Genomic DNA, 22,164 nt, shown 5'->3' with positions numbered 1-22,164 from the left:
TTGCGGCCTTCGAAGATCGCCGTCACCACCAGGTCAGAACCGCGAACCATATCGCCACCGGCGAAGATTTTCGGGTTGCTGGTCTGGTGCTTGTATTGACCTTGTTCCGGCGCCACAACGCGGCCCTGGCTGTCGGTCTGGATGCTGTGCTGCTCGAACCACGCAGCCGGGCTTGGTCGGAAACCGAAAGCGATGACCACGGCGTCGGCCGGGATGATCTCTTCGGAACCCGGGATCGGCTCGGGGCTGCGACGGCCACGGGCGTCCGGCTCGCCGAGACGGGTCTCGACCACCTTCACACCTTCAACCTTGTCTTCACCAACAATGGCGATCGGCTGGCGGTTGTAGAGGAATTTCACGCCTTCTTCCTTGGCGTTCTTCACCTCTTTGCGCGAGCCCGGCATGTTCGCTTCGTCACGACGATACGCACAGGTCACCGACTTGGCGCCCTGGCGGATCGAAGTACGGTTGCAGTCCATCGCCGTGTCCCCGCCGCCCAGCACCACAACCTTCTTGCCTTTCATGTCGACGAAATCTTCCGGCGACTTTTCAAAGCCCAGGTTGCGGTTGACGTTGGCGATCAGGAAGTCGAGCGCGTCATGCACACCCGGCAAATCCTCACCGGCAAACCCGCCCTTCATGTAGGTGTAGGTGCCCATGCCCATGAACACGGCATCGTATTCTTCGAGCAGTTGCTCGACGGACACGTCCTTGCCCACTTCGGTATTCAGACGGAACTCGATGCCCATGCCGGTGAAGACTTCGCGACGATTGCTCAGCACGGTCTTTTCCAGCTTGAACTCGGGGATACCGAAGGTCAGCAGACCACCGATTTCCGGGTTCTTGTCGAACACCACCGGGGTCACGCCGCCGCGCACCAGCACGTCGGCACAACCGAGGCCGGCAGGGCCTGCGCCGATAATGGCTACACGCTTGCCGGTCGGCTTGACCTTGGACATGTCCGGGCGCCAGCCCATGGCGAACGCGGTGTCGGTGATGTACTTCTCGACCGAACCGATGGTCACCGCGCCGAAGCCGTCGTTGAGGGTGCAGGCACCCTCGCACAGACGATCCTGCGGGCACACCCGACCGCACACTTCCGGCAGGGTGTTGGTCTGGTGCGACAGCTCGGCGGCCTGGAGGATGTTGCCCTCGGCCACCAGTTTCAGCCAGTTCGGAATGAAGTTGTGCACCGGGCACTTCCATTCGCAATACGGGTTACCGCAACCCAGGCAGCGGTGGGCCTGATCGGCCGAATGCTGGGGTTTGAAGGGTTCGTAGATCTCCACGAACTCTTTCTTGCGTTGACGCAACAGTTTCTTCTTCGGATCTTTGCGCCCGACGTCGATGAACTGGAAGTCGTTATTCAGACGTTCAGCCATTGTTAAAACCTCATCAAACTCTTCAGGCGCATATCACTGCGGGTTGGCACGGGTGCTGGAAAGCAACGTTTTCAAGCTGGCAGCCTTTGGCTTGACCAACCAGAAACGACGCAGGTAGTCATCGAGGTTTTCCGCGAGTTCACGACCCCACTCGCTGTCGGTTTCCTCGACGTACTCGTTCAGCACGCGTTGCAGGTGGCTGCGGTAGGCTTCCATCGCTTCGCCGCTGATCCGCTGGATTTCCACCAGTTCGTGGTTGACCCGGTCAACGAAGGTGTTGTCCTGGTCGAGCACGTAGGCGAAACCGCCGGTCATGCCTGAGCCGAAGTTGTAACCGGTCTTGCCCAGCACGCAGACGAAACCACCGGTCATGTATTCGCAGCAGTGATCGCCGGTGCCTTCCACCACGGTGTGAGCACCGGAGTTACGCACCGCGAAACGCTCGCCCGCGGTACCGGCGGCGAACAGCTTGCCGCCAGTGGCGCCGTAAAGGCAGGTGTTGCCGATGATCGCACTGTCCTGAGTCTTGTAGACGCTGCCCTTCGGCGGAACGATGACCAGCTTGCCGCCGGTCATGCCTTTGCCGACGTAGTCGTTGGCGTCGCCTTCCAGGTACATGTTCAGGCCACCGGCGTTCCACACACCAAAGCTCTGACCGGCCGTCCCTTTGAAGCGGAAGGTGATCGGCGCGTTCGCCATGCCTTGGTTGCCGTGCTTGCGCGCGATTTCACCGGAGATCCGCGCACCGATCGAACGGTCGCAGTTGCAGATATCCAGGGCGAAATCGGCGCCGCTCATGTCGTTGATGGCCGAGGTGGCCATGTCGACCATTTTCTCGGCCAGCAGACCTTTGTCGAACGGCGGGTTGCGCTCGACCTGACAGAACTGAGGCTTGTCTGCCGGGATGTGATCGCTGCCCAGCAACGGGGTCAGGTCCAGGTGTTGCTGCTTGGCGGTCTGGCCTTCGAGGATGTCCAGCAGATCGGTACGACCGATCAGCTCTTCGAGGGAGCGCACGCCCAGCTTGGCCAGCCACTCACGGGTTTCTTCGGCGACGTAGGTGAAGAAGTTCACCACCATGTCGACGGTGCCGATGTAGTGATCCTTGCGCAGCTTCTCGTTCTGAGTCGCGACGCCGGTGGCGCAGTTGTTCAGGTGGCAGATACGCAGGTACTTGCAGCCCAGCGCGATCATTGGCGCGGTGCCGAAGCCGAAGCTTTCAGCGCCGAGGATCGCGGCCTTGATCACGTCGAGGCCGGTTTTCAGGCCGCCGTCGGTCTGCACCCGGACTTTGCCGCGCAGGTCATTGCCACGCAGGGTCTGGTGGGTTTCGGCCAGGCCGAGTTCCCACGGAGCGCCCGCGTATTTGATCGAGGTCAGTGGCGATGCGCCGGTGCCGCCGTCATAACCGGAAATGGTGATCAAGTCCGCGTAGGCCTTGGCCACACCGGCGGCGATGGTGCCGACGCCCGCTTCTGCCACCAGCTTCACCGAGACCAGGGCCTTCGGGTTGACTTGTTTCAGGTCGAAAATCAGCTGCGACAAGTCTTCGATGGAATAAATGTCGTGGTGCGGCGGTGGCGAGATCAGGGTCACGCCCGGCACTGCGTAACGCAGCTTGGCGATCAGACCGTTGACCTTGCCGCCTGGCAGCTGACCGCCTTCGCCGGGCTTGGCGCCCTGGGCGACCTTGATCTGCAGCACTTCAGCGTTGACCAGATATTCCGGCGTAACACCGAAACGGCCCGTCGCAACCTGCTTGATTTTCGAGCTCTTGATCGTGCCGTAGCGCGCCGGGTCTTCGCCGCCTTCGCCGGAGTTGGAACGCGCACCAAGGCGGTTCATGGCTTCGGCCAGGGCTTCGTGAGCTTCCGGCGACAGCGCGCCCAACGAGATGCCGGCGGAGTCAAAGCGCTTGAGCACCGATTCCAGCGGTTCGATCTCGCTGATGTCCAGCGGCGTGTCCAGGGTCTTGACCTTGAACATGTCGCGGATCATCGACACCGGACGGTTGTCCACCAGCGCCGTGTATTCCTTGAACTTGCTGTAGTCGCCCTGCTGCACAGCGGCTTGCAGTGTGTTGACCACGTCCGGGTTGTAGGCGTGATATTCGCCACCGTGGACGAACTTCAGCAGGCCGCCCTGCTGGATCGGCTTGCGCGGGCTCCAGGCTTCAGCGGCGAGGGCTTTCTGCTCGGCTTCGATGTCGACGAAACGTGCGCCTTTGATGCGGCTTGGCACGCCGCGGAAGCTCAGGTCGCAGACTTCCTCGGACAGGCCGATGGCTTCGAACAGCTGCGCACCGCGGTACGAGGCGATGGTCGAAATACCCATCTTCGACAGGATTTTCAGCAGGCCTTTGGTGATGCCTTTGCGGTAGTTCTTGAACACCTCATAGAGGTCGCCCAGCACTTCACCGGTGCGGATCAGGTCGCCCAGCACTTCGTAGGCCAGGAACGGATAGACCGCCGAGGCGCCAAAACCGATCAACACGGCGAAGTGGTGCGGATCGCGTGCGGTAGCGGTTTCGACCAGGATGTTGGAGTCGCAACGCAGGCCTTTTTCGGTCAGGCGGTGGTGCACCGCGCCGGTAGCGAGCGAAGCATGAATCGGCAGCTTGCCCGGCGCGATGTGACGGTCACTCAGGACGATCTGGGTGCGACCGGCACGAACGGCTTCTTCAGCCTGATCGGCGACGTTGCGCACGGCCGCTTCGAGGCCGACGCTTTCGTCGTAGTTGAGGTCGATAATCGCGCGCTCGAAGCCCGGACGATCGAGATTCATCAGCGAGCGCCACTTGGCCGGGGAAATGACCGGCGAGCTGAGGATCACGCGCGAAGCATGTTCCGGCGACTCCTGGAAAATGTTGCGCTCGGCACCGAGGCAGATCTCCAGCGACATGACGATGGCTTCGCGCAGCGGGTCGATCGGCGGGTTGGTCACCTGCGCGAACTGCTGGCGGAAATAGTCGTACGGCGTGCGCACGCGCTGGGACAGCACGGCCATCGGCGTATCGTCACCCATCGAGCCAACGGCTTCGTAGCCTTGCTCGCCGAGCGGACGCAGCACCTGGTCGCGCTCTTCGAACGTGACCTGGTACATCTTCATGTACTGCTTGAGCTGATCGACGTCGTAGAACGCCGAACCGTGATCGTTGTCTTCCATGGTCGCCTGGATGCGCAGGGCATTCTTGCGCAGCCATTGCTTGTACGGATGACGGGATTTCAAGCGGTTGTCGATCGCATCGGTGTCGAGGATCTGGCCGGTTTCGGTGTCCACGGCGAAGATCTGGCCCGGGCCAACGCGGCCCTTGGCGATCACGTCTTCAGGCTGGTAGTTCCAGACACCGATTTCCGAGGCCAGGGTGATGAAACCGTTTTTGGTGGTGACCCAGCGCGCCGGACGCAGACCGTTACGGTCGAGCAGGCACACCGCGTAACGACCATCGGTCATTACCACACCGGCCGGGCCGTCCCACGGTTCCATGTGCATCGAGTTGTATTCGTAGAACGCACGCAGATCCGGGTCCATGGTTTCGACGTTCTGCCACGCAGGCGGAATGATCATCCGCACGCCACGGAACAGGTCGATGCCACCGGTGACCATCAGTTCAAGCATGTTGTCCATGCTCGATGAGTCGGAACCGACGCGGTTCACCAGCGGGCCGAGTTCTTCCAGATCCATCAGATCGTTGGTGAACTTGGTGCGACGGGCCTGGGCCCAGTTGCGGTTGCCGGTGATGGTGTTGATCTCGCCGTTGTGGGCGAGGAAGCGGAATGGCTGGGCCAGCGGCCATTTCGGCAGGGTGTTGGTGGAGAAGCGCTGGTGGAACACGCAAATCGAGGTTTGCAGGCGCTGATCGCTGAGGTCTGGATAGAAGGCGGTCAAATCCGCCGGCATCATCAGGCCTTTATAAATGATGGTCTTGTGCGAAAAGCTGCAGATGTAGTGATCGACGTCGGCGGCGTTCGCCACGGACGAGCGACGACGGGCGCTGAACAGCTTGATCGCCATGTCCTGATCGCTCAGGCCTTCACCGCCGATGTAGACCTGCTCGATCTGCGGCAGGCGCTCAAGGGCCAGGCGGCCGAGGACGCTGGTGTCGATCGGCACTTTGCGCCAGCCGACCAGTTGCAGGCCTTCGGCCAGGATTTCGCGGTTGAGGTTCTCGCGAGCGGCTTCGGCTTTGACCGGGTCCTGGTTGAAGAAGACCATGCCCACTGCGTATTGCTTGGGCAATTCGACGCCGAAGGTTTCCTGGGCGATGGCTCGCAGGAACACATCCGGTTTTTGAATCAGCAGACCGCAACCGTCACCGGTCTTGCCGTCGGCGTTGATCCCACCGCGGTGGGTCATGCAGGTCAGGGCCTCGATGGCCGTTTGCAAAAGGGTATGACTGGGCTCGCCCTGCATATGGGCTATCAGGCCGAAACCGCAGTTATCCTTGAATTCATCTGGTTGGTACAGACCTGCTTTCATAGACACTTTCTCACCAGGCTGCCTCTTGTCGAGGCAAATTTCTTTTCAATTCAACCACTTACCATCCGCGCCGAACGTACGCCAGCTTTGCGGGGGCAAAAGGGAGGTCATTGTACACACCGACACAGAGGCTCACAAATTTGACGACGAACTGTCGCAAATCTATGTCGCATTTGTGAAAGGTTTAAAGCGATCTGCTGTGCTAGTCAAAACTTTTTTTAATTTCGACCGCAACGACTCAAAGACTACTGTGACGCAGACACCACAAGGCACGCGGCCTGTGAGGCCAGCGCGCTCTTGCAGAAATTTTGAGGTGCCGGGAGAGGCGGCCTGGGTAAGGCCGCCGAATCTTCAGCGAGTTGTTGCCAGTTCCTGTTGGACGCTGGCGACAGTGCGAGGCCAAGGTTTACCAGCCTGAACCTTCGCTGGCAAGGCCTTGATGGCGGTAACGGCTGCATCGCGGCTGGCGAAGTTGCCGTAGGTGATGACGTAAAGCGGCTTGCCGTTGAGGACTTTCTTGAAATAGCGGTACTCGCCGCCCTGCTCTTTCACGAAGGATTGCGCGGCGGCTTCGGAGCTGGTGCCGAGGATCTGCACCACGTAGTTACCCGGAGCCTGACCAGCGTACCAGGTACCACCAGCGCCTTTCGCAGCAGCAGCGGCGGCTGGTTTCTCGGCAGGCTTGGCGGTGGCCACGACGGCAGGCTTGGCTGGCGCCGGAGCCGGCTTAACGGCAGGCGCAGTCGGGGCTGGCTTGGCGGTCGCGACCTGAGTCGGCGCTGGCACCGGCTTGGTGGCAGGCGTCGGCGCAGGACCAGGCTGGATGCCCGCAGGCGGCGCGGTGGTGGTCACGGTCGGAGGTGTAGCGCTGGAACCTTCGACCGGCACGCCATCGTCGCCTTCGGTGATGCCACCGGCCGCTTCCGCCAACGGGCCACGCATGACCGGCTGCGAGTTGCCGACCAGCGGCAATGGCATCGGTTGCGAGTTGCCCGCGAATTCCACGGCAGGTGCGCCGCCGCTGTTAGGTTGTGGCGTGCCCTGGCCGAGCGGCAGTTGCGCCTGTTCGTTGGCTGGTGCGCCGGTGGTCGGTGCTTTGCTGCGACCCGGCATCAACCAGGCGGCGGCTACCGCGACCACGACGACGGCGGAAATCGCCAATACGTGTTTCTTCGGCATGTTGAACCCCATACTTGGACGCTTGACCGCTGAGCGGCTGGCAATCATGGCTTCGATCATTGCATCGCGGGCGACCTGGTTGATGTTGCCAGGCCAGCCGTCGGAGCTTTCGTGAATATCAGAGATCTGTTCTGCAGTGAAAAGTTCGATACCCCGGCCCGCGCCTTCGAGCCGTTGGTCCAGATACTCGCGGGTTTCTTCTTCGGTGTAAGGCTGCAGTTCGATGACGTGGAAGCGCTCTTCTTCGAGGCTCAGCGCCTCAAGTTGCGCAATCAGCGAGGACTCGCCGAACAGGAACACGTGCGGGCGGCCTTCCGGCGCACCGGCGGCCAACTCCATCAAGGCTTCGAGCGCAGATTCGTCGAGTTGTTCGGCGTCATCCACCAGCAAATAGACTTCCTGCCCCGTGAGTGCGAGTTGCACCACTTGAGCCAGGATCGGGCCAATCTCAGCTTGAGCGACGTTCAGCGACTGAGCCACCTGACGCAATACGCCCGCCGCATCACCGGCACCGCGGGCGGAAACCACTACGCTTTGAACGGACTGTTTGTTGGTGCTGGCCACCAGGGCCTGACGCAACAGGGTCTTGCCACTGCCTTGCGGGCCGGTGACCACCAGCAGCAACTGGCTGTAACGTGCCAGGTGATGCAGCTGACCCAGCACCGGTTTGCGCTGAGCCGGGAAAAATTTGAAGCCAGGTACCCGCGGAGCAAAAGGGTCATGACTCAACTGGTAATGGCCGAGGAAAGCCTCGTCGGCATGCAAACTAGTCATCGGGATCTTATTAACCTTTAAGCTGAGCCAGGGCGCGGTAATCCGCTCCCAGCGTGGCCTGTAAAACCTCTTTCGGATAATCGTCGGTCACCACGGCTTCGCCCATGTGGCGCAGCAGCACCAGGCGCAAACGACCGTCGATCACTTTCTTGTCAATTGCCATGTGTTCGAGAAAATCGGCCTCAGTCATCTCTGGAGGCGGGATGACCGGCAGGCCGGCACGCTGGAACAGGCGAATACCGCGATCACGCTCTTGCTCACTGATCCAGCCGAGACGCGTGGACATTTCCAGCGCCATTACCGTGCCAGCAGCGACCGCTTCACCATGCAGCCAGACACCATATCCCATGTGGGTTTCGATGGCGTGGCCAAACGTGTGGCCCAGGTTCAACGTGGCCCGTACACCGGTTTCCTTTTCGTCGGCGCCGACCACCGCCGCCTTGGCCGCGCAGGAGCGCTCGATGGCATAGGTCAAGGCGACCTGGTCCAGGGCACGCAGGCGATCGACGTTTTCTTCGAGCCAGGTCAGGAACGGCTCGTCGCAGATCAAGCCGTATTTGATGACTTCAGCAAGCCCGGCGGACAATTCGCGGGCCGGCAGGGTATTGAGGGAGGCGGTATCGATCAGCACCACGTTCGGCTGATAGAAGGCGCCGACCATGTTTTTGCCCAGCGGATGATTGATCCCGGTCTTGCCGCCCACCGAGGAGTCGACTTGCGACAACAGGCGTGGTCGGAACCTGGATGAAATCGACGCCACGCTGGTAACAGGCAGCGGCAAAACCGGCCATGTCGCCAATCACGCCCCCACCGAGTGCGATAACGGTCGTGCGACGGTCGTGTCGTGCAGTCAGCAAGCCGTCGAAAATCAGTTGCAGGGTTTCCCAGGTCTTGAAGGCTTCGCCGTCGGGCAGCACCACGGAAATCACCGAAAACTGCGCAAGGCTGCGGGTCAGACGTTCAAGATAGAGCGGCGCAACGGTTTCGTTGGAGATGATCGCCACTTGCCGTCCGCGAATATGCGGGGCCAGCAGCTCTGGCTGATCCAACAAACCTTCGCCAATATGAATCGGGTAGCTGCGCTCGCCTAGATCGACCTTGAGTGTCTGCATGTGTCCCCACAGTGAAGATGAAATCAGGCGTCCCGCCTTGAGTTATCGAGTATCCAGGGCATCTGATGGTGTGACGCCGTTCGGTAGCCATCCGCCACAACCTTGAGCCGTCGTGGCAGGACGCCGAGGATAGCGCATTTCGCGCTGCGCTTTAACGGGGAGGCAGTTGCTGCAAGCGCTCGAGAATATCGAGCACCACCATACGCGGCGGCCGCTCATCCGTTTCAACCACCAGGTCGGCGATTTCCCGATATAGCGGATCGCGCAACTCCAGCAGGTCCCGAAGGGTCTTGGCCGGATCCGCGGTACGCAACAGTGGTCGATTACGATCGCGGGCAGTGCGGCCGACCTGCTGCTCGACGGAAGCATGCAGATATACCACCCGACCACCGGCACGCAGCGCCCGACGATTGGCTTCGCGCATCACTGCACCACCACCGGTCGCCAGCACCACGCCATCGCAACCGCACAGCTCGGCGATCATCGCCTGCTCGCGATCACGAAAGCCTGGCTCGCCTTCCTTATCGAAAATCCATGGGATATTGGCGCCCGTGCGCAATTCAATTTCCTTATCGGAATCTTTGAATGGCAGGCGCAGCTCTTTGGCCAGCAACCGGCCGATGGTGCTTTTTCCAGCCCCCATCGGTCCAACAAGAATCAAATTTCGCACAGAATCAATGACTCACAGCAATCGCCTGGTTGTTCATGATACGCGGAGTGAGAAATACCAGCAGCTCGGATTTTTTCTCCGAAACCACGTCACGCCGGAAAAGGCGGCCAAGATACGGCACATCACCGAGAAATGGCACCTTATCTACAACCTTGCTCTGAGTATTTGAGAAAACGCCACCGATCACGATGGTCTCGCCGTCATTGACCAGGACCTTGGCGTTCACCTCGTTTTTCTTGATCGGCGGTACATCCTGCACCTTGTTCAGGTAGTCCGGTTCGTCCTTGGTGACCTTGACCTCCATGATGATCCGGTTGTCCGGAGTGATCTGCGGCGTCACCTCAAGCGACAGCGAGGCCTCCTTGAATGACACCGATGTGGCGCCACTGGAGCTGGCTTCCTGATAGGGAATCTCGGTGCCCTTGAGGATTTTTGCAGTTTCCTTGTCGGACGTGACCACCTTGGGCTGCGAGACGATTTCGCCGTTGCCGGTTTTTTCCATGGCGGTCAGCTCGAGATCCAGCAGCACATTGTCGGTGATGAACGCGATACCGAGCCCCGAGGTGTTGGCGGCGGCACCCATATCGACGAACGGCGAATTGGTACTGGTGCTGCCAGGCGTGCCAATGGTCGACGACGCGTTGGCGCCATTGCTGACCCCGGACGTGTTCCAGTTGCCCTTGTTCTGCAATGAACCGCCCCAGCGCACGCCAAGGCTTTTGTCGTAGTCGACGTTGGCTTCGACGATTCGCGCCTCGATCATCACCTGACGCACCGGGATGTCCAGCTGCGCGACGATCCGGCGAAGTTCGTCGAGGCGATCCTGAGTCTGATAGGCAATGATGTTGTTGGTCCGGTCATCGACGGTGATCGAACCCCGTTCGTCCACTTTCGCCTCGGCACTGGTCACCGACGTGAACAATTTGGCGATATCCGCCGCCTTGGCGTAATTGACCTGCAGCAGTTCACGACGCAATGGCGCAAGATCGGCAATCTGCTTCTGCGATTCCAGCTCCTGACGTTCGCGCGCGGCAATCTCGTCGGCCGGGGCCACCAACAGCACGTTGCCGATCTTGCGCTTGTCCAGCCCCTTGGTTTTCAACACCAGGTCGAGCGCCTGATCCCATGGCACGTTTTGCAGACGCAAGGTGATGCCGCCCTGCACCGTGTCGCTGGCCACCAGATTGAGATTGGTGAAGTCGGCGATCAGTTGCAGAACCGAGCGTACATCGATGTCCTGAAAATTCAGCGAGAGCTTTTCACCGGTGTAGGCAAAGCGCTCGGCGTTGCGTTTTTGCAAATCATCGACGGTCATCGGGCGAATGCTGACGGTGAGTTTGTTGTCGGTCTGGTAGGTCGAGTAATCGAATGCGCCACTGGGCTCGATGCTGATGGTCGCCCGGTCTCCGGTGGCGCTGGCGTTAACGAATTGCACAGGCGTGGCGAAGTCCTTGACGTCCAGGCGCACTCGCAAAGGTTCCGGCAACTGGGTTCGGGCGAAGTTAAGGACGATCTTGCCATCGCGCTCCTGAATGTCCGGGGCAATGGAGGGATCCGACAGATCGATGACCACATTGCCTTCACCCTGGGTTCCGCGCTGGAAATCCACGCCACGGATCGCCTTGCTCACCGGCGCATAGGTCTTGGCCGGCGCCGGAGTGGCCGTGGCGACACGTGGCGGCTTGGCCGCGGGTGCAGACGCTGCGTTACTGGCTCCACGCCCGACCACCACAAACAGAGTGTTGCCTTCGACGCGAGCGGTATACGGAGTCAACTGAGTCAGATTGATGATCAGCCGCGTGCGGTCCTTGGCTTCCACCACCGTGGCGCTGCGAGCATTACCGCCGCCCAGGTCGCGGGTCTTGCTCGCCAGTTGGTTGACCACCCCGGGCAGGTCCAGCGCAATCCGCGCAGGCTGCTCCGTCGTGTAGCCGTGGGGCGCCGGGGGGGCACCATCGAATGACAACTTCAACTCGACGCGGTCTCCCGGCAGCGCAGCGACATCCAGCGCTTTGAGGTTGGCCGCTTGTACCATCGGCGACAGCAACGCTATCCATAGCGAAATTCCGAAGGTTGCGAAAATCCTGTTCATTATTCGAGTTCCACTATGAGTGCTCTTTCAAAGGGATGGTCCGCGGCCGCTCCAGCCAGGCGCCTTCGCCGTCGGGAACGATTTCGACCACATCGACTTGCGAGCCGCTGATGGCGACGATCCGGCCATCGTTACGTCCCAGGTAATCGCCGACCTTCAACCGATGCACACCGCCCGCCCCGCGCAACAGCGCAAAGGAGCCAGCCGCATTGGAGATCGTGCCGACCATTTCAAACTGCTCGATGTTGAAACCTTCGAGGTACTGCTTGACCCGATCGGGGTCAGGTTTGACATTGCGTGCGCCATGTTTCTGGCCGGCCAGATCAACTCTGACCTGCCGGGAAAACGGGCTTCGCAAGTTAGCGGCGTTGTAGGTGAACGTTGGGTAAGACCGGAATGTCGGCGTTGGTTCAATCCTGCCAGGCGCACGCAAACGCATTTCGTTCATGTAAGCGTCGAGATCGCTGAAGTCATTGCCGCCGCCACAGCCAGCCAGGACGGCCGACAGCCCGATCATCGGAAAAAAACGAATCGGGCTCATTTTTGCAGCCCCTTGTCGTTGTAGCGGTAGGTCTTGGCGAGGATGCTCATGCGCAATTTCGGGCCGCCTTCGGGGTTGGCCGGGGCAAGATCGAAGTCATGCAGTGTGACGATCCGCGGCAGCCCGGCCACGCCACTGACGAACGTGGCTAGGTCATGATAGGCGCCGGTGACGGTGATCTGGATCGGCAGTTCAATGTAGAACGGCTGGGTCACCTCTGGCAGCAGCTTGATCTCTTCAAACTCCAACCCGCTCCCGAGGCCGGTCCGGGTGATGTCCTCCAGCAGACCAGGCACTTCGGTGTCGCTGGGCAATTGCCGCAGGAGCACGCCAAAGGAGTTCTCCATTTCCTTCATCTGCTGGGTGTACAGCTCAAGATTCGCCGCCATGTGGGCCTTGGTGGCGAACTGCTCCTTGAGGGTCGACTCTTCCTCGCGCTTGAGTTCAAGTTGACTCTCAAGGTCGCTGATGGAAAAGCTGTAGCCCAGGGCCAGCACCAGAATCATCAGCAGAATACCCGCCAGTGCCTTGATGGTGGGCGGCCAGGACCCCATGTTGTTGGTGTCCAGATCGTTGATGTCGATCTTGCGCAGCCCTTCGATCCATTCGGCCGGCCTCATTGAACGGCCTCCATGGCAGCAGGCTGGGTCTGGCGCACGGTCAACTGAAAGACGTTGGCCTGATCCAGTTGGCCGGCAGTGGTCGCCTTGACCTCTGTCAGGGTGGGCGCATCGAACCAGTCCGATGCATCCAGATTGCGCATCAGGTCGGAAACACGGTTATTGGATTCTGCCGCGCCGGTGATGGACAGGGTCTTACCCTCCATTTTCACCTCGGTGAAATACACCCCGTCCGGCAACGTACGCGCCAATTGATCGAAGATCCGCCCGCTGATCGGACGATTGCCCTGCAGGTCCTGAATGATGCGCATGCGTTCGACCAACTGCTGACGCCGGGCCTTGAGGTCGCTGATCTGCTTGATCCGTTCGTCAACCACCGCAATCTGTTTACCGATGTAATCGTTTCGGGCGACCTGTCGGTCTATGGCGTCGTTGATGGCCTGATTCGCGATCAGCACCGCTGCCACAGCGGCCACCAGTGCGCCGACCAGCGCCAGCAAAAAGCGTTTGCGACGTGCGTCCCGCAGCTCTTCGCGCCAAGGTAAAAGGTTGATCCGCGCCATCAGTCGAAACTCCTGAGGGCCAACCCGCAGGCAATCATCAGTGCGGGCGCGTCGCTGGCCAGGGCACCGGCGTTGACTTTGCTGCTCAGGGTCATGTCGGCGAATGGATTGGCCACTTGCGTCGGAGTACCCAGTCGCTCCTCGATCAATCGGTCCAGCCCCGGAACCGAAGCGGTGCCGCCAGCCAACAGGATATGGTCAACCGAAGTGTACTGGCCGGAAGCAAAGAAAAACTGCAACGAACGCGACACTTGCTGCACCAGCGCATCGCGGAAGGGCTGCAACACTTCGCTGACATAATCGTCCGGCAACCCGCCCTGCTTCTTCGCCAGCCCCGCTTGCTCGAGGGTCAGGCCATAACGTCGCTGGATTTCTTCTGTCAGCTGGCGGCCGCCGAACAATTGTTCGCGGGTATAAATGATTTTCCCGTTGCGCAGCACGCTCAGGGTGGTCATGGTCGCGCCGATGTCGACTACGGCGACCGTCAGGTGCTCGCGAGACGCTGCCAGATTCCCGGTCAGCAAGCCGAATGACCGCTCCAGCGCGTAAGCCTCGACATCGACCACGCGCGCCGTCAGGCCGGCCAGTGCGAGCGCCGCTTCACGGACTTCGACGTTTTCCTTGCGACAGGCAGCCAGCAGCACATTGACCCGCTCCGGGTTACGCGCCGACGCGCCCTGCACTTCAAAGTCGATGGCGACTTCATCCAGTGGATAAGGGATGTACTGATCGGCCTCGATCTTCAGCTGGTTTTCCATCTCGTCGTCGGAAAGACCGGCATCCATTTCGATGGTTTTGGTGATGACGGCAGAACCGGCCACGGCGACGGCCACGTTCTTGAGGCTGGTTTTGGCCTTGAGCAGCACGCGTGCGAGGGCCTGACCCACGCCTTCGAGCTCGGCGATATTTTTCTCGACCACCGCACTGGCCGGCAGCGGCTCTACGGCATAAGCCTCGACCCGGTAGCGGTCGCCCTGACGGCTTAGCTCCAGAAGCTTCACCGACGTGGAGCTGATGTCGATCCCCAGAAGCGTATTGGCTTTTTTATTGAAGAGTCCTAGCACTACCAATTCCCTATGACTATCCGTGTCTTACGGACTCTGTAATGTGCGTTGCGTTCAAACCACCCGTCTTGACAGCAGCGCAAATGACGCTCTCGACGGAAAAATGCTTATAATGCCCAGCGTTTTTTTCCGGTTTTTACTGCAAGCGCGGGTCGTTTCCTGTTTATCTGAGCCCTGCTGCCTAATTCATTCTTTGCCCTGGATATCCCAAAGCCTTGATTCGTCTGCTGAAATTTTTCGGTTGGTCCATCGTCGCCGTTTTCTGCGGACTGCTCCTCGGTCTGAGCGGCGCATTTCTTTACCTTAGTCCGGGATTACCATCTGTGGAGGCTCTGAGAAGCATCCAGTTGCAGATTCCATTGCGCGTCTACAGCAGCGACAACAAGTTGATCGCAGAATTTGGCGAAATGCGCCGTACGCCGATCCGTTTCGCCGACATTCCCCCCAATTTCATTAATGCGTTACTAAGTGCTGAAGATGACAATTTCGCCAATCACTACGGCGTCGATCCCAGCAGCCTGATGCGCGCCGCCACCCAGTTGGTCAAAAGCGGACACATCCAGTCCGGCGGCAGCACCATCACCATGCAGGTGGCGAAAAACTTCTTCCTGACCAGCGAACGCAGCTTTTCGCGCAAGACCACTGAAATTCTCCTGGCCCTGCAGATCGAACGACAGCTGACCAAGGATGAGATCCTTGAGCTGTACGTCAACAAAATCTATCTGGGCAACCGGGCCTACGGCATCGAGGCCGCGGCGCAGGTGTATTACGGCAAGTCGATTCGTGATGTCAGCCTGGCGCAGATGGCGATGATCGCCGGCCTGCCGAAAGCCCCGTCACGCTTCAACCCGCTGGCCAATCCGGCCCGCAGCAAGGAGCGTCGTGACTGGATCCTCGGGCGCATGTACAAGCTCGGCAAGATCACCGAGAGCGATTACACCGCCGCGATCAACGAGCCACTGAACGCCAGCTATCACGTGCCAACCCCGGAAGTGAATGCGCCGTACATCGCTGAAATGGCCCGCGCCGAAATGGTCGGCCGCTACGGCAGCGATGCCTACACCGAGGGTTTCCGCGTCACGACCACGGTGCCGAGCAACCTGCAGGAAATGGCCAACACTGCTGTCCACGAAGGCCTGATGACCTACGATCAGCGTCATGGCTATCGCGGCCCTGAGTCACGCCTGCCGGGCAAGACCCGTGAGGCCTGGGCCACCGAGCTGACCAAGCAGCGCACCATCAGCGGCCTGGAACCGGCCATCGTCACGCAGGTCGACAAGAACGGCCTGCAAGTGCTGACCCGTACCGGCGACGAACACATCGGCTGGGACAGCATGAAATGGGCGCGGCCGTTCCTGAACACCAACAGCATGGGCGCCAATCCGAAGCAGCCTGCGGATGTGGCGCAGGTCGGTGATCTGATTCGTGTGCAGCGTCAGCCGGATAATTCGCTGAAATTCAGCCAAATCCCGCAAGCTCAGGGCGCACTGGTCTCCCTTGATCCGCAGAACGGCGCCATTCGTTCGCTGGTCGGCGGTTTCGCCTTCGAGCAGAGCAACTACAACCGTGCCCTGCAGGCCAAGCGCCAGCCAGGCTCGAGTTTCAAACCGTTCGTTTACAGCGCCGCGCTGGATAACGGCTACACCGCCGCCAGCCTGGTGAACGACGCACCGATCGTGTTCGTCGACGAATACTTGGACAAAGTCTGGCGTCCGAAGAACGACACCAACACCTTCCTCGGCCCGATCCGCTTGCGTGAAGGGCTGTACAAGTCGCGCAACCTGGTGTCGATCCGCCTGGTGCAGGCGCTGGGCGTCGATCGCACCATCGACTACATCAGCAAGTTCGGCTTCAACAAGCAGGACCTGCCGCGCAACCTGTCGCTGGCCCTGGGCACCGCGACCCTGACGCCAATGGAAATCGCTACCGGCTGGAGCACATTCGCCAACGGCGGCTTCAAGATCACCCCGTACATCATCGACAAGATCGAAAGCCGCAACGGCGACTCACTGTTCGTCGCCAACCCGCCAAGCGTGCCGAAAGGTGGCGTCGCCCCGGATGGCATTGCCGCCCCCGTCGCCGAAGCCTTTACGGTCAACGCGACGCCGGGCGAGGCTCCGGGCCAACCCGTGCCTCAGGCACCCGCCGTGGCGGAGCGCATTGTCGATGGCCGTACCACTTACATCCTCAACAGCATGCTCGAGGACGTGATCAAACTCGGCACCGGCCGCCGCGCACTGGCCTTGGGGCGCCCCGACATCGCCGGGAAAACCGGTACGACCAACGAATCGAAGGATGCCTGGTTCTCGGGCTACAACGCCGATTACGTGACCACCGTCTGGACCGGTTTCGACCAACCGGAAAGCCTGGGCAAGCGCGAGTTCGGCGGCACCGTCGCCCTGCCGATCTGGATGAATTACATGGGCGCCGCGCTCAAAGACAAGCCGCCACACACGCAGCCAGAGCCGGAAGGCATCCTCAGCCTGCGGGTTGACCCGATCAGTGGACGTGCAGCCTCTCCGGGCACGCCTGGCGCGTACTTCGAGCTGTTCAAGGCCGAAGATACGCCACCGTCGGCGAATGAGCTGGGCAACGGCAATGCGCCAGGCAGCCCGCTGCCAGCGGATGAAGCGGCGCCGATCGATTTGTTCTGATCGCGTAGCCATATGAAAAAGCCCCGCCTTCGAGAGAAGTGCGGGGCATTTTATTGCCTGCAGGTTTTGCGTCGTCTTTGCGGGCGATGCAAAACCCGCAGATGCAAAAAGGCCCCGACTCATTACAAGTCGGGGCCTTTGATTGAAGCGCTACAACGGCTTAGCCGTTGAACACATCATCCACGCTTTTCAGCGGGTAGTTCTTCGGATACGGCAGGGTTGCCACGCCGGTCTCGATCGCAGCCTTGGCCACGGCATCGGAGATCAGGGTGATCAGACGCGCATCCATTGGTTTCGGGATGATGTACTCACGACCGAATTCCAGTTTGATGCCGCCGTAGGCGTCGCAGACTTCCTGAGGAACCGGCAGTTTGGCCAGTTCACGCAGGGCGTTGGCCGCGGCCACTTTCATTTCTTCGTTGATGCGCTTGGCGCGAACGTCCAGGGCACCACGGAAGATGAACGGGAAGCCGAGCACGTTGTTGACCTGGTTCGGGTAGTCCGAACGGCCGGTCGCCATGATCACGTCGTCACGGGTGGCGTGCGCCAGCTCCGGGGCGATTTCCGGATCAGGGTTCGAGCACGCGAACACGATCGGGTTGGCCGCCATGGACTTCAGGCCTTCAGCGCTGAGCAGGTTCGGGCCGGACAGGCCAACGAACACGTCCGCGCCTTGCAGGGCATCTGCCAGGGTGCGCTTGTCGGTCGCGTGAGCGAAGACAGCCTTGTACTGGTTCAGGTCGTCACGGCCGGAGTGGATCACACCGGTACGGTCAACCATGTAGATGTTTTCGATGTTGGCGCCCATGCTCACCAGCAACTTCATGCAGGAGATGGCAGCCGCACCAGCGCCCAGGCAGACGATCTTCGCGTCAGCAAGGGTTTTGCCAGCGATTTCCAGGGCGTTGATCATGCCGGCCGCAGTTACGATTGCGGTGCCGTGCTGGTCATCGTGGAACACCGGAATGTCGCACTGCTCGATCAGAGCGCGTTCGATCTCAAAGCACTCAGGTGCCTTGATGTCTTCCAGGTTGATGCCACCGAAGGTGATGGAGATGCGCTTGACGGTGTCGATGAAGGCTTGCGGGCTTTCGGAGTCGACTTCGATGTCGAAAACGTCGATGCCGGCGAAGCGCTTGAACAGCACGCCTTTACCTTCCATCACTGGCTTGGAAGCCAATGGACCAAGGTTGCCCAGGCCCAGAATCGCGGTGCCATCGGAAATGACTGCAACCAGGTTGCCTTTGCCGGTGTATTTGTAGGCCAGTTCAGGGTCGCGAGCGATTTCGCGTACTGGTTCGGCTACGCCGGGGCTGTAGGCCAGCGACAGGTCGCGGGCGGTAGCGGTGGCCTTGGTGAGCTCGACACTCAGCTTACCTGGACGAGGATGGGCGTGATATTCGAGAGCGGCAGTTTTCAAATCAGACATGGGGGCATTCCGCTTTTACTGTTGGACAGACTGGTCAGCGAGGATACGCGCCTCGCAAAGTCCCCACAAGACTGACCAGTCACCCCTGTCAAGCGCCCGGCCCTACGACTTTGGGCCAAGAGCCACGGAACACAAGGGATAGACTGTTCACAATCGACACAAAAAATGTCTACAATTTTTTATCAAGGCACCGCTTGCAACATCGCCGGATCAGTCAAGGGCAGGAGCCATCGCGCCTGCCCCGGTTTCAACCCGCCACGGCGGGAACGGTCCACGACCCAGCCACGCGCCTCGATCTGCTTGCCCTTCAGGCGTTCCAGCGCCGGGACGTCGAACTGCCCCAGTAAATTGGGTGCAACCCGCAGTACAAGCGAATCCTGCAACTCGATCCAAACGCCGCCGCGATTGCGCTGAACCCTGCTCACACGCCCGCTGACCACAGCGAAGCCAGACGTGTTGATCTGCTCCGCTTTCAGTACAGGCGACTGGCGCCACACCCCGAGCCCCGCTTGCCGCGCACTGCGTTCCGCCGCCTGCTGACAGGTGACCAGATCAACATTTGGCGCGACCGCCACCTGAAAACCGAGCCCTTCTGCGAGCATCTGCGCTTCGAGGTTGGCCCCCTCGGCGCCATAAACATGCGCCAGGGTGCGACCGTAGTGATCCTTGCTCTCTTTACCGAGGAGCACACCCACCCGCCCGCCGCTGGCAGCCACCAAGGCTTCCAGACGCTTGCGCGCCGCCACGGCGAACGGCTCGTCGGAGCGGCCCTGCTTGCCCAGCTCGGGCGTGTTCAAGCCGATCATGCGCACGCTACGGCCATCGCTCAGGCGCAATGTGTCGCCATCCACCACGCGTTGCACCGCGACCGACGCCAGCCCACTTGGCACCGGACAGAAGGCTTGGGCGCCCGAGAGCCAAATTGCGGACACAAAAAAGGCGCCCACGAGGGACGCCTTTTTCATTAGCAAGGTAAAGCCCATGGGGCTTTCGAACCTTACTCTGCTGCAGCAGCAGGTTTCTTGCCGAAAGCACCGAAACGGTCTGCAAAGCGCTGTACACGGCCGCCGGTATCCAGAGTCTTCTGCTTACCGGTGTAGAACGGGTGGCACTCGTTGCATACGTCGATCGCCAGAGGCTTGGCCAGGTTCGAACGAGTTTCGAACTTGTTGCCACAGCTGCAGGTAACTGCGGTGATTTCGTATGTTGGATGGATATCAGCTTTCATCGTGTCTTCCTCGGGCTGCGTGCCGCCACCCAACACTATTGTTGAATACCGCACGTAATTAGGCCGCGGATTCTACCAGACAATCTCAATCACGCAAGCTGTCGCTGAGACCGACCGTCTGCTAGGCTCCCGGCCTTCTTCGCCGCTCCATCATCGAGAAAATCATCGCGTGCCCGACGCCATTTTGCGCCTCGCCCTGCCTTCGCCCCTGCGCCGCCTGTTCGATTATCGCGCCCCGGCCGGGGTCCTGCGCGACCAGTTGCAGCCCGGTATGCGCCTGCGGGTGCCGTTCGGCCGGCGGGAGATGATCGGGATTCTGGTGGAGGTCACCGACACCAGTGAAGTCCCGGCAGAAAAACTCAAACCGGCCCTGGCCCTGCTCGACGCCACGCCGCCCTTGCCCCCCGCATTGTTCAAGCTATGCCTGTGGACCTCCCAGTATTATCAGCACAGCCTCGGCGACACCCTGAGCTGGGCGCTGCCGGTGTTGTTGCGTCAGGGTGAGCTGGCCGAAGCGCGCCAGGAACGTTTCTGGTCCGCCGCGCCTGGCGCCAGCCTCGATGACCCGCGTATCGCCCGAGCCCCGCGTCAGCGCGAGGCGTTGGCAACCCTGGCCCAGCATCCTCACGGCGTCGCCCATCAGTTGCTGAGCAAACTGATGCTGAGCAAGGACAGCCTCGACCTGCTGCTGGCCAAGGATCTGGTGCAAGTGGAGATCCGCAAGCACGCCCCCGGCGCACGTCACGAGCATTGGCTGGCGCAACCGGAGTTACCGCTCAACCCTGAGCAACGCACCGCCTACGAAGCGATTCGCGCCGGGTTCGACAGTTATCACGCATTCTTGCTGGCCGGGGTCACCGGCAGTGGCAAGACCGAAGTCTATTTGCAGCTGATCCGTGAAACCCTCGAAGCCGGGAAGCAAGCGCTGGTGTTGATCCCGGAGATCAACCTCGGCCCGCAAACCCTTGCGCGCTTCGAACAACGCTTCAATGCACGAATTGCGCTGATCCACTCGGCGGTCAACGACCGCGAGCGCCTTGAAGCCTGGCTCGCCGCCCGGGATGGCGACGCCGACATTATTATCGGCACCCGTTCGGCGCTGTTCACGCCGATGAAAAATCCCGGCCTGATCATCATCGACGAAGAGCACGACGGCTCCTATAAACAGCAGGAAGGCCTGCGCTATCACGCCCGCGACCTGGCATTGGTGCGCGCGCGGCAGGAAAACATCCCGATCGTGCTCGGCTCCGCCACGCCTTCGCTGGAAAGCCTGCACAACGCCTACACCGGGCGGTACGGCCTCCTACGTCTGAACGAGCGTGCGGGCGGCGCCAAGCAGCCGCGTTTCCTGCGTCTGGATGTGAAAAGTCGCCCGCTCGACAGCGGCATTTCCGGGCCGATGCAGCAAGCCATTGGCCAGACACTCGCGGCCGGACAGCAAGTTTTGGTGTTCCTCAACCGTCGAGGATTCGCACCGACACTGCTGTGCCACGATTGCGGCTGGATGTCCGAATGCCAGCGCTGCGATGCGCGGATGACCGTGCACCAACGCTCCGGCGAACTGCGTTGCCACCATTGCGGCTACGTCGAACGCGTGCCCCGGCACTGTCCGAAGTGCGGCAAAGTGGATTTGCGGCCGGTGGGCGCCGGCACCGAGCGCGCCGAAGAACGCCTGGCCATTCTGTTCCCGGATGTTCCGGTGTTGCGGGTCGACCGCGACAGCACGTCGCGCAAAGACGCGATGAATCAGTTGTTCGCAACCATTCAGAAGGGGCACCCGTGCATTCTCGTGGGCACGCAGATGCTTGCCAAAGGGCATCACTTTCCACGGGTGACGCTGGTGTCGATTCTCGATGCGGACGGTGGCTTGTTCTCCGGCGACTTCCGCGCCAGCGAGCGCATGGCGCAATTGATCGTGCAGGTCGCCGGCCGTGCAGGTCGGGCCGAAGAGCCGGGAAAAGTGATTATCCAGACCCATCTGGCGGACCATCCGCTGCTGGTGCAATTGACCGAGCAAGGCTATTTCGCCTTCGCCGAGCAGGCGCTGAGCGAGCGGCGCTCTGCCGGTTTGCCGCCGTTTGCGCACCTGGCGCTGCTGCGTGCGGAAGCACATAAACCGGGGCAAGCCGAAGGTTTTCTGGATGAGGCGTGCAGCGAGGCGGAACGCTTGCTGGCCGAACAGAGTCTGACCGGGATCGAATTGCTCGGGCCGGTGCCGGCGCCAATGGAACGGCGGGCCGGGCGTTATCGCGCGCAGTTGTTGTTGCAGGCAACGGCTCGGGCGCCGCTGCACCGGCTACTGGCCAGTTGGTTGCTGGCGCTGGAGCAGATGCCGAGCGGGCGGGCGGTGCGCTGGTCGCTGGATGTCGATCCCGTC

The 22,164-nt window shown here is 60.8% G+C and carries 14 protein-coding genes and 1 pseudogene; 2 read left to right on the top strand and 13 right to left on the bottom strand.

From position 1 onward, the window contains the following. The 10 genes and pseudogenes from Q7W83_RS01955 to Q7W83_RS01910 form a co-directional block, all read right to left on the bottom strand. The coding region (locus tag Q7W83_RS01955; RefSeq protein ID WP_473655607.1) for an FAD-dependent oxidoreductase at nucleotides 1-1,382 on the bottom strand (1,382 nt) is incomplete at its 3' end. Between the two features lie 33 nt (nucleotides 1,383-1,415). After that, nucleotides 1,416-5,861 carry a glutamate synthase large subunit gene (gene gltB, locus Q7W83_RS01950; RefSeq protein WP_150632717.1) on the bottom strand — a complete coding sequence of 1,482 codons (4,446 nt, stop codon included), beginning with the start codon at nucleotides 5,859-5,861 and terminating at the stop codon, nucleotides 1,416-1,418. Between the two features lie 351 nt (nucleotides 5,862-6,212). Beyond that, the gene (locus Q7W83_RS01945; protein ID WP_150632718.1) at nucleotides 6,213-7,814 is read right to left on the bottom strand and encodes an AAA family ATPase; all 1,602 of its coding nucleotides are present in this window, start codon (nucleotides 7,812-7,814) and stop codon (nucleotides 6,213-6,215) included. A 10-nt stretch (nucleotides 7,815-7,824) separates the two neighbouring features. Continuing rightward, nucleotides 7,825-8,926 (bottom strand): annotated as a pseudogene (aroB, locus tag Q7W83_RS01940) (3-dehydroquinate synthase). Nucleotides 8,927-9,077: 151 nt separating this feature from the next. After that, a complete protein-coding gene (gene aroK / locus Q7W83_RS01935) occupies nucleotides 9,078-9,596 on the bottom strand; it encodes a shikimate kinase AroK (protein ID WP_150632720.1) in 519 nt (172 codons plus the stop codon). 4 nt (nucleotides 9,597-9,600) lie between these two features. After that, on the bottom strand, nucleotides 9,601-11,688 hold the full coding sequence (locus tag Q7W83_RS01930) for a type IV pilus secretin PilQ (RefSeq protein WP_150632721.1): 2,088 nt from the start codon (nucleotides 11,686-11,688) through the stop codon (nucleotides 9,601-9,603). 13 nt (nucleotides 11,689-11,701) lie between these two features. Continuing rightward, nucleotides 11,702-12,229 (bottom strand): pilus assembly protein PilP, encoded by a 528-nt coding sequence (locus tag Q7W83_RS01925; protein ID WP_473655606.1) that lies wholly within the window; start codon nucleotides 12,227-12,229, stop codon nucleotides 11,702-11,704. Then, the gene (gene pilO, locus Q7W83_RS01920; RefSeq protein ID WP_150632723.1) at nucleotides 12,226-12,849 is read right to left on the bottom strand and encodes a type 4a pilus biogenesis protein PilO; all 624 of its coding nucleotides are present in this window, start codon (nucleotides 12,847-12,849) and stop codon (nucleotides 12,226-12,228) included. The genes Q7W83_RS01925 and pilO overlap by 4 nt, the downstream gene beginning before the upstream one ends. Then, nucleotides 12,846-13,412, bottom strand: coding sequence for a PilN domain-containing protein (locus Q7W83_RS01915; RefSeq protein ID WP_150632724.1), 567 nt, complete (start codon nucleotides 13,410-13,412; stop codon nucleotides 12,846-12,848). Before Q7W83_RS01915 ends, pilO begins: the two co-directional genes overlap by 4 nt. Next, nucleotides 13,412-14,476, bottom strand: coding sequence for a pilus assembly protein PilM (locus tag Q7W83_RS01910; protein WP_150632725.1), 1,065 nt, complete (start codon nucleotides 14,474-14,476; stop codon nucleotides 13,412-13,414). Before Q7W83_RS01910 ends, Q7W83_RS01915 begins: the two co-directional genes overlap by 1 nt. Nucleotides 14,477-14,694: 218 nt before the next feature. On the opposite strand from Q7W83_RS01910, the gene Q7W83_RS01905 reads away from it, so the two are divergent. Continuing rightward, a complete protein-coding gene (locus tag Q7W83_RS01905) occupies nucleotides 14,695-17,130 on the top strand; it encodes a penicillin-binding protein 1A (RefSeq protein ID WP_412071042.1) in 2,436 nt (811 codons plus the stop codon). 160 nt (nucleotides 17,131-17,290) lie between these two features. On the opposite strand, the gene Q7W83_RS01900 is transcribed toward Q7W83_RS01905, so the two are convergent. The 3 genes from Q7W83_RS01900 to rpmE all read right to left on the bottom strand — a co-directional run bounded on the left by Q7W83_RS01900 (nucleotide 17,291) and on the right by rpmE (nucleotide 19,787). Continuing rightward, nucleotides 17,291-18,559 carry a malic enzyme-like NAD(P)-binding protein gene (locus Q7W83_RS01900; RefSeq protein WP_017336118.1) on the bottom strand — a complete coding sequence of 423 codons (1,269 nt, stop codon included), beginning with the start codon at nucleotides 18,557-18,559 and terminating at the stop codon, nucleotides 17,291-17,293. A 182-nt stretch (nucleotides 18,560-18,741) separates the two neighbouring features. Beyond that, complete coding sequence (locus Q7W83_RS01895) at nucleotides 18,742-19,542, bottom strand: thermonuclease family protein (protein ID WP_473655605.1); 801 nt, start codon at nucleotides 19,540-19,542, stop codon at nucleotides 18,742-18,744. Nucleotides 19,543-19,556: 14 nt separating this feature from the next. Next, on the bottom strand, nucleotides 19,557-19,787 hold the full coding sequence (rpmE, locus tag Q7W83_RS01890) for a 50S ribosomal protein L31 (RefSeq protein ID WP_017336116.1): 231 nt from the start codon (nucleotides 19,785-19,787) through the stop codon (nucleotides 19,557-19,559). Between the two features lie 169 nt (nucleotides 19,788-19,956). Between rpmE and Q7W83_RS01885 the strand changes: the two genes are divergently transcribed. After that, nucleotides 19,957-22,164 (top strand): primosomal protein N' (locus Q7W83_RS01885; protein ID WP_473655604.1); only part of this gene is annotated, 2,208 nt, incomplete at its 3' end.

Source organism: Pseudomonas sp. 300 (assembly GCF_055803035.1).
Note: the sequence above shows the minus strand (reverse complement) of the source record. Positions and strands in the feature narration are given on the sequence as shown.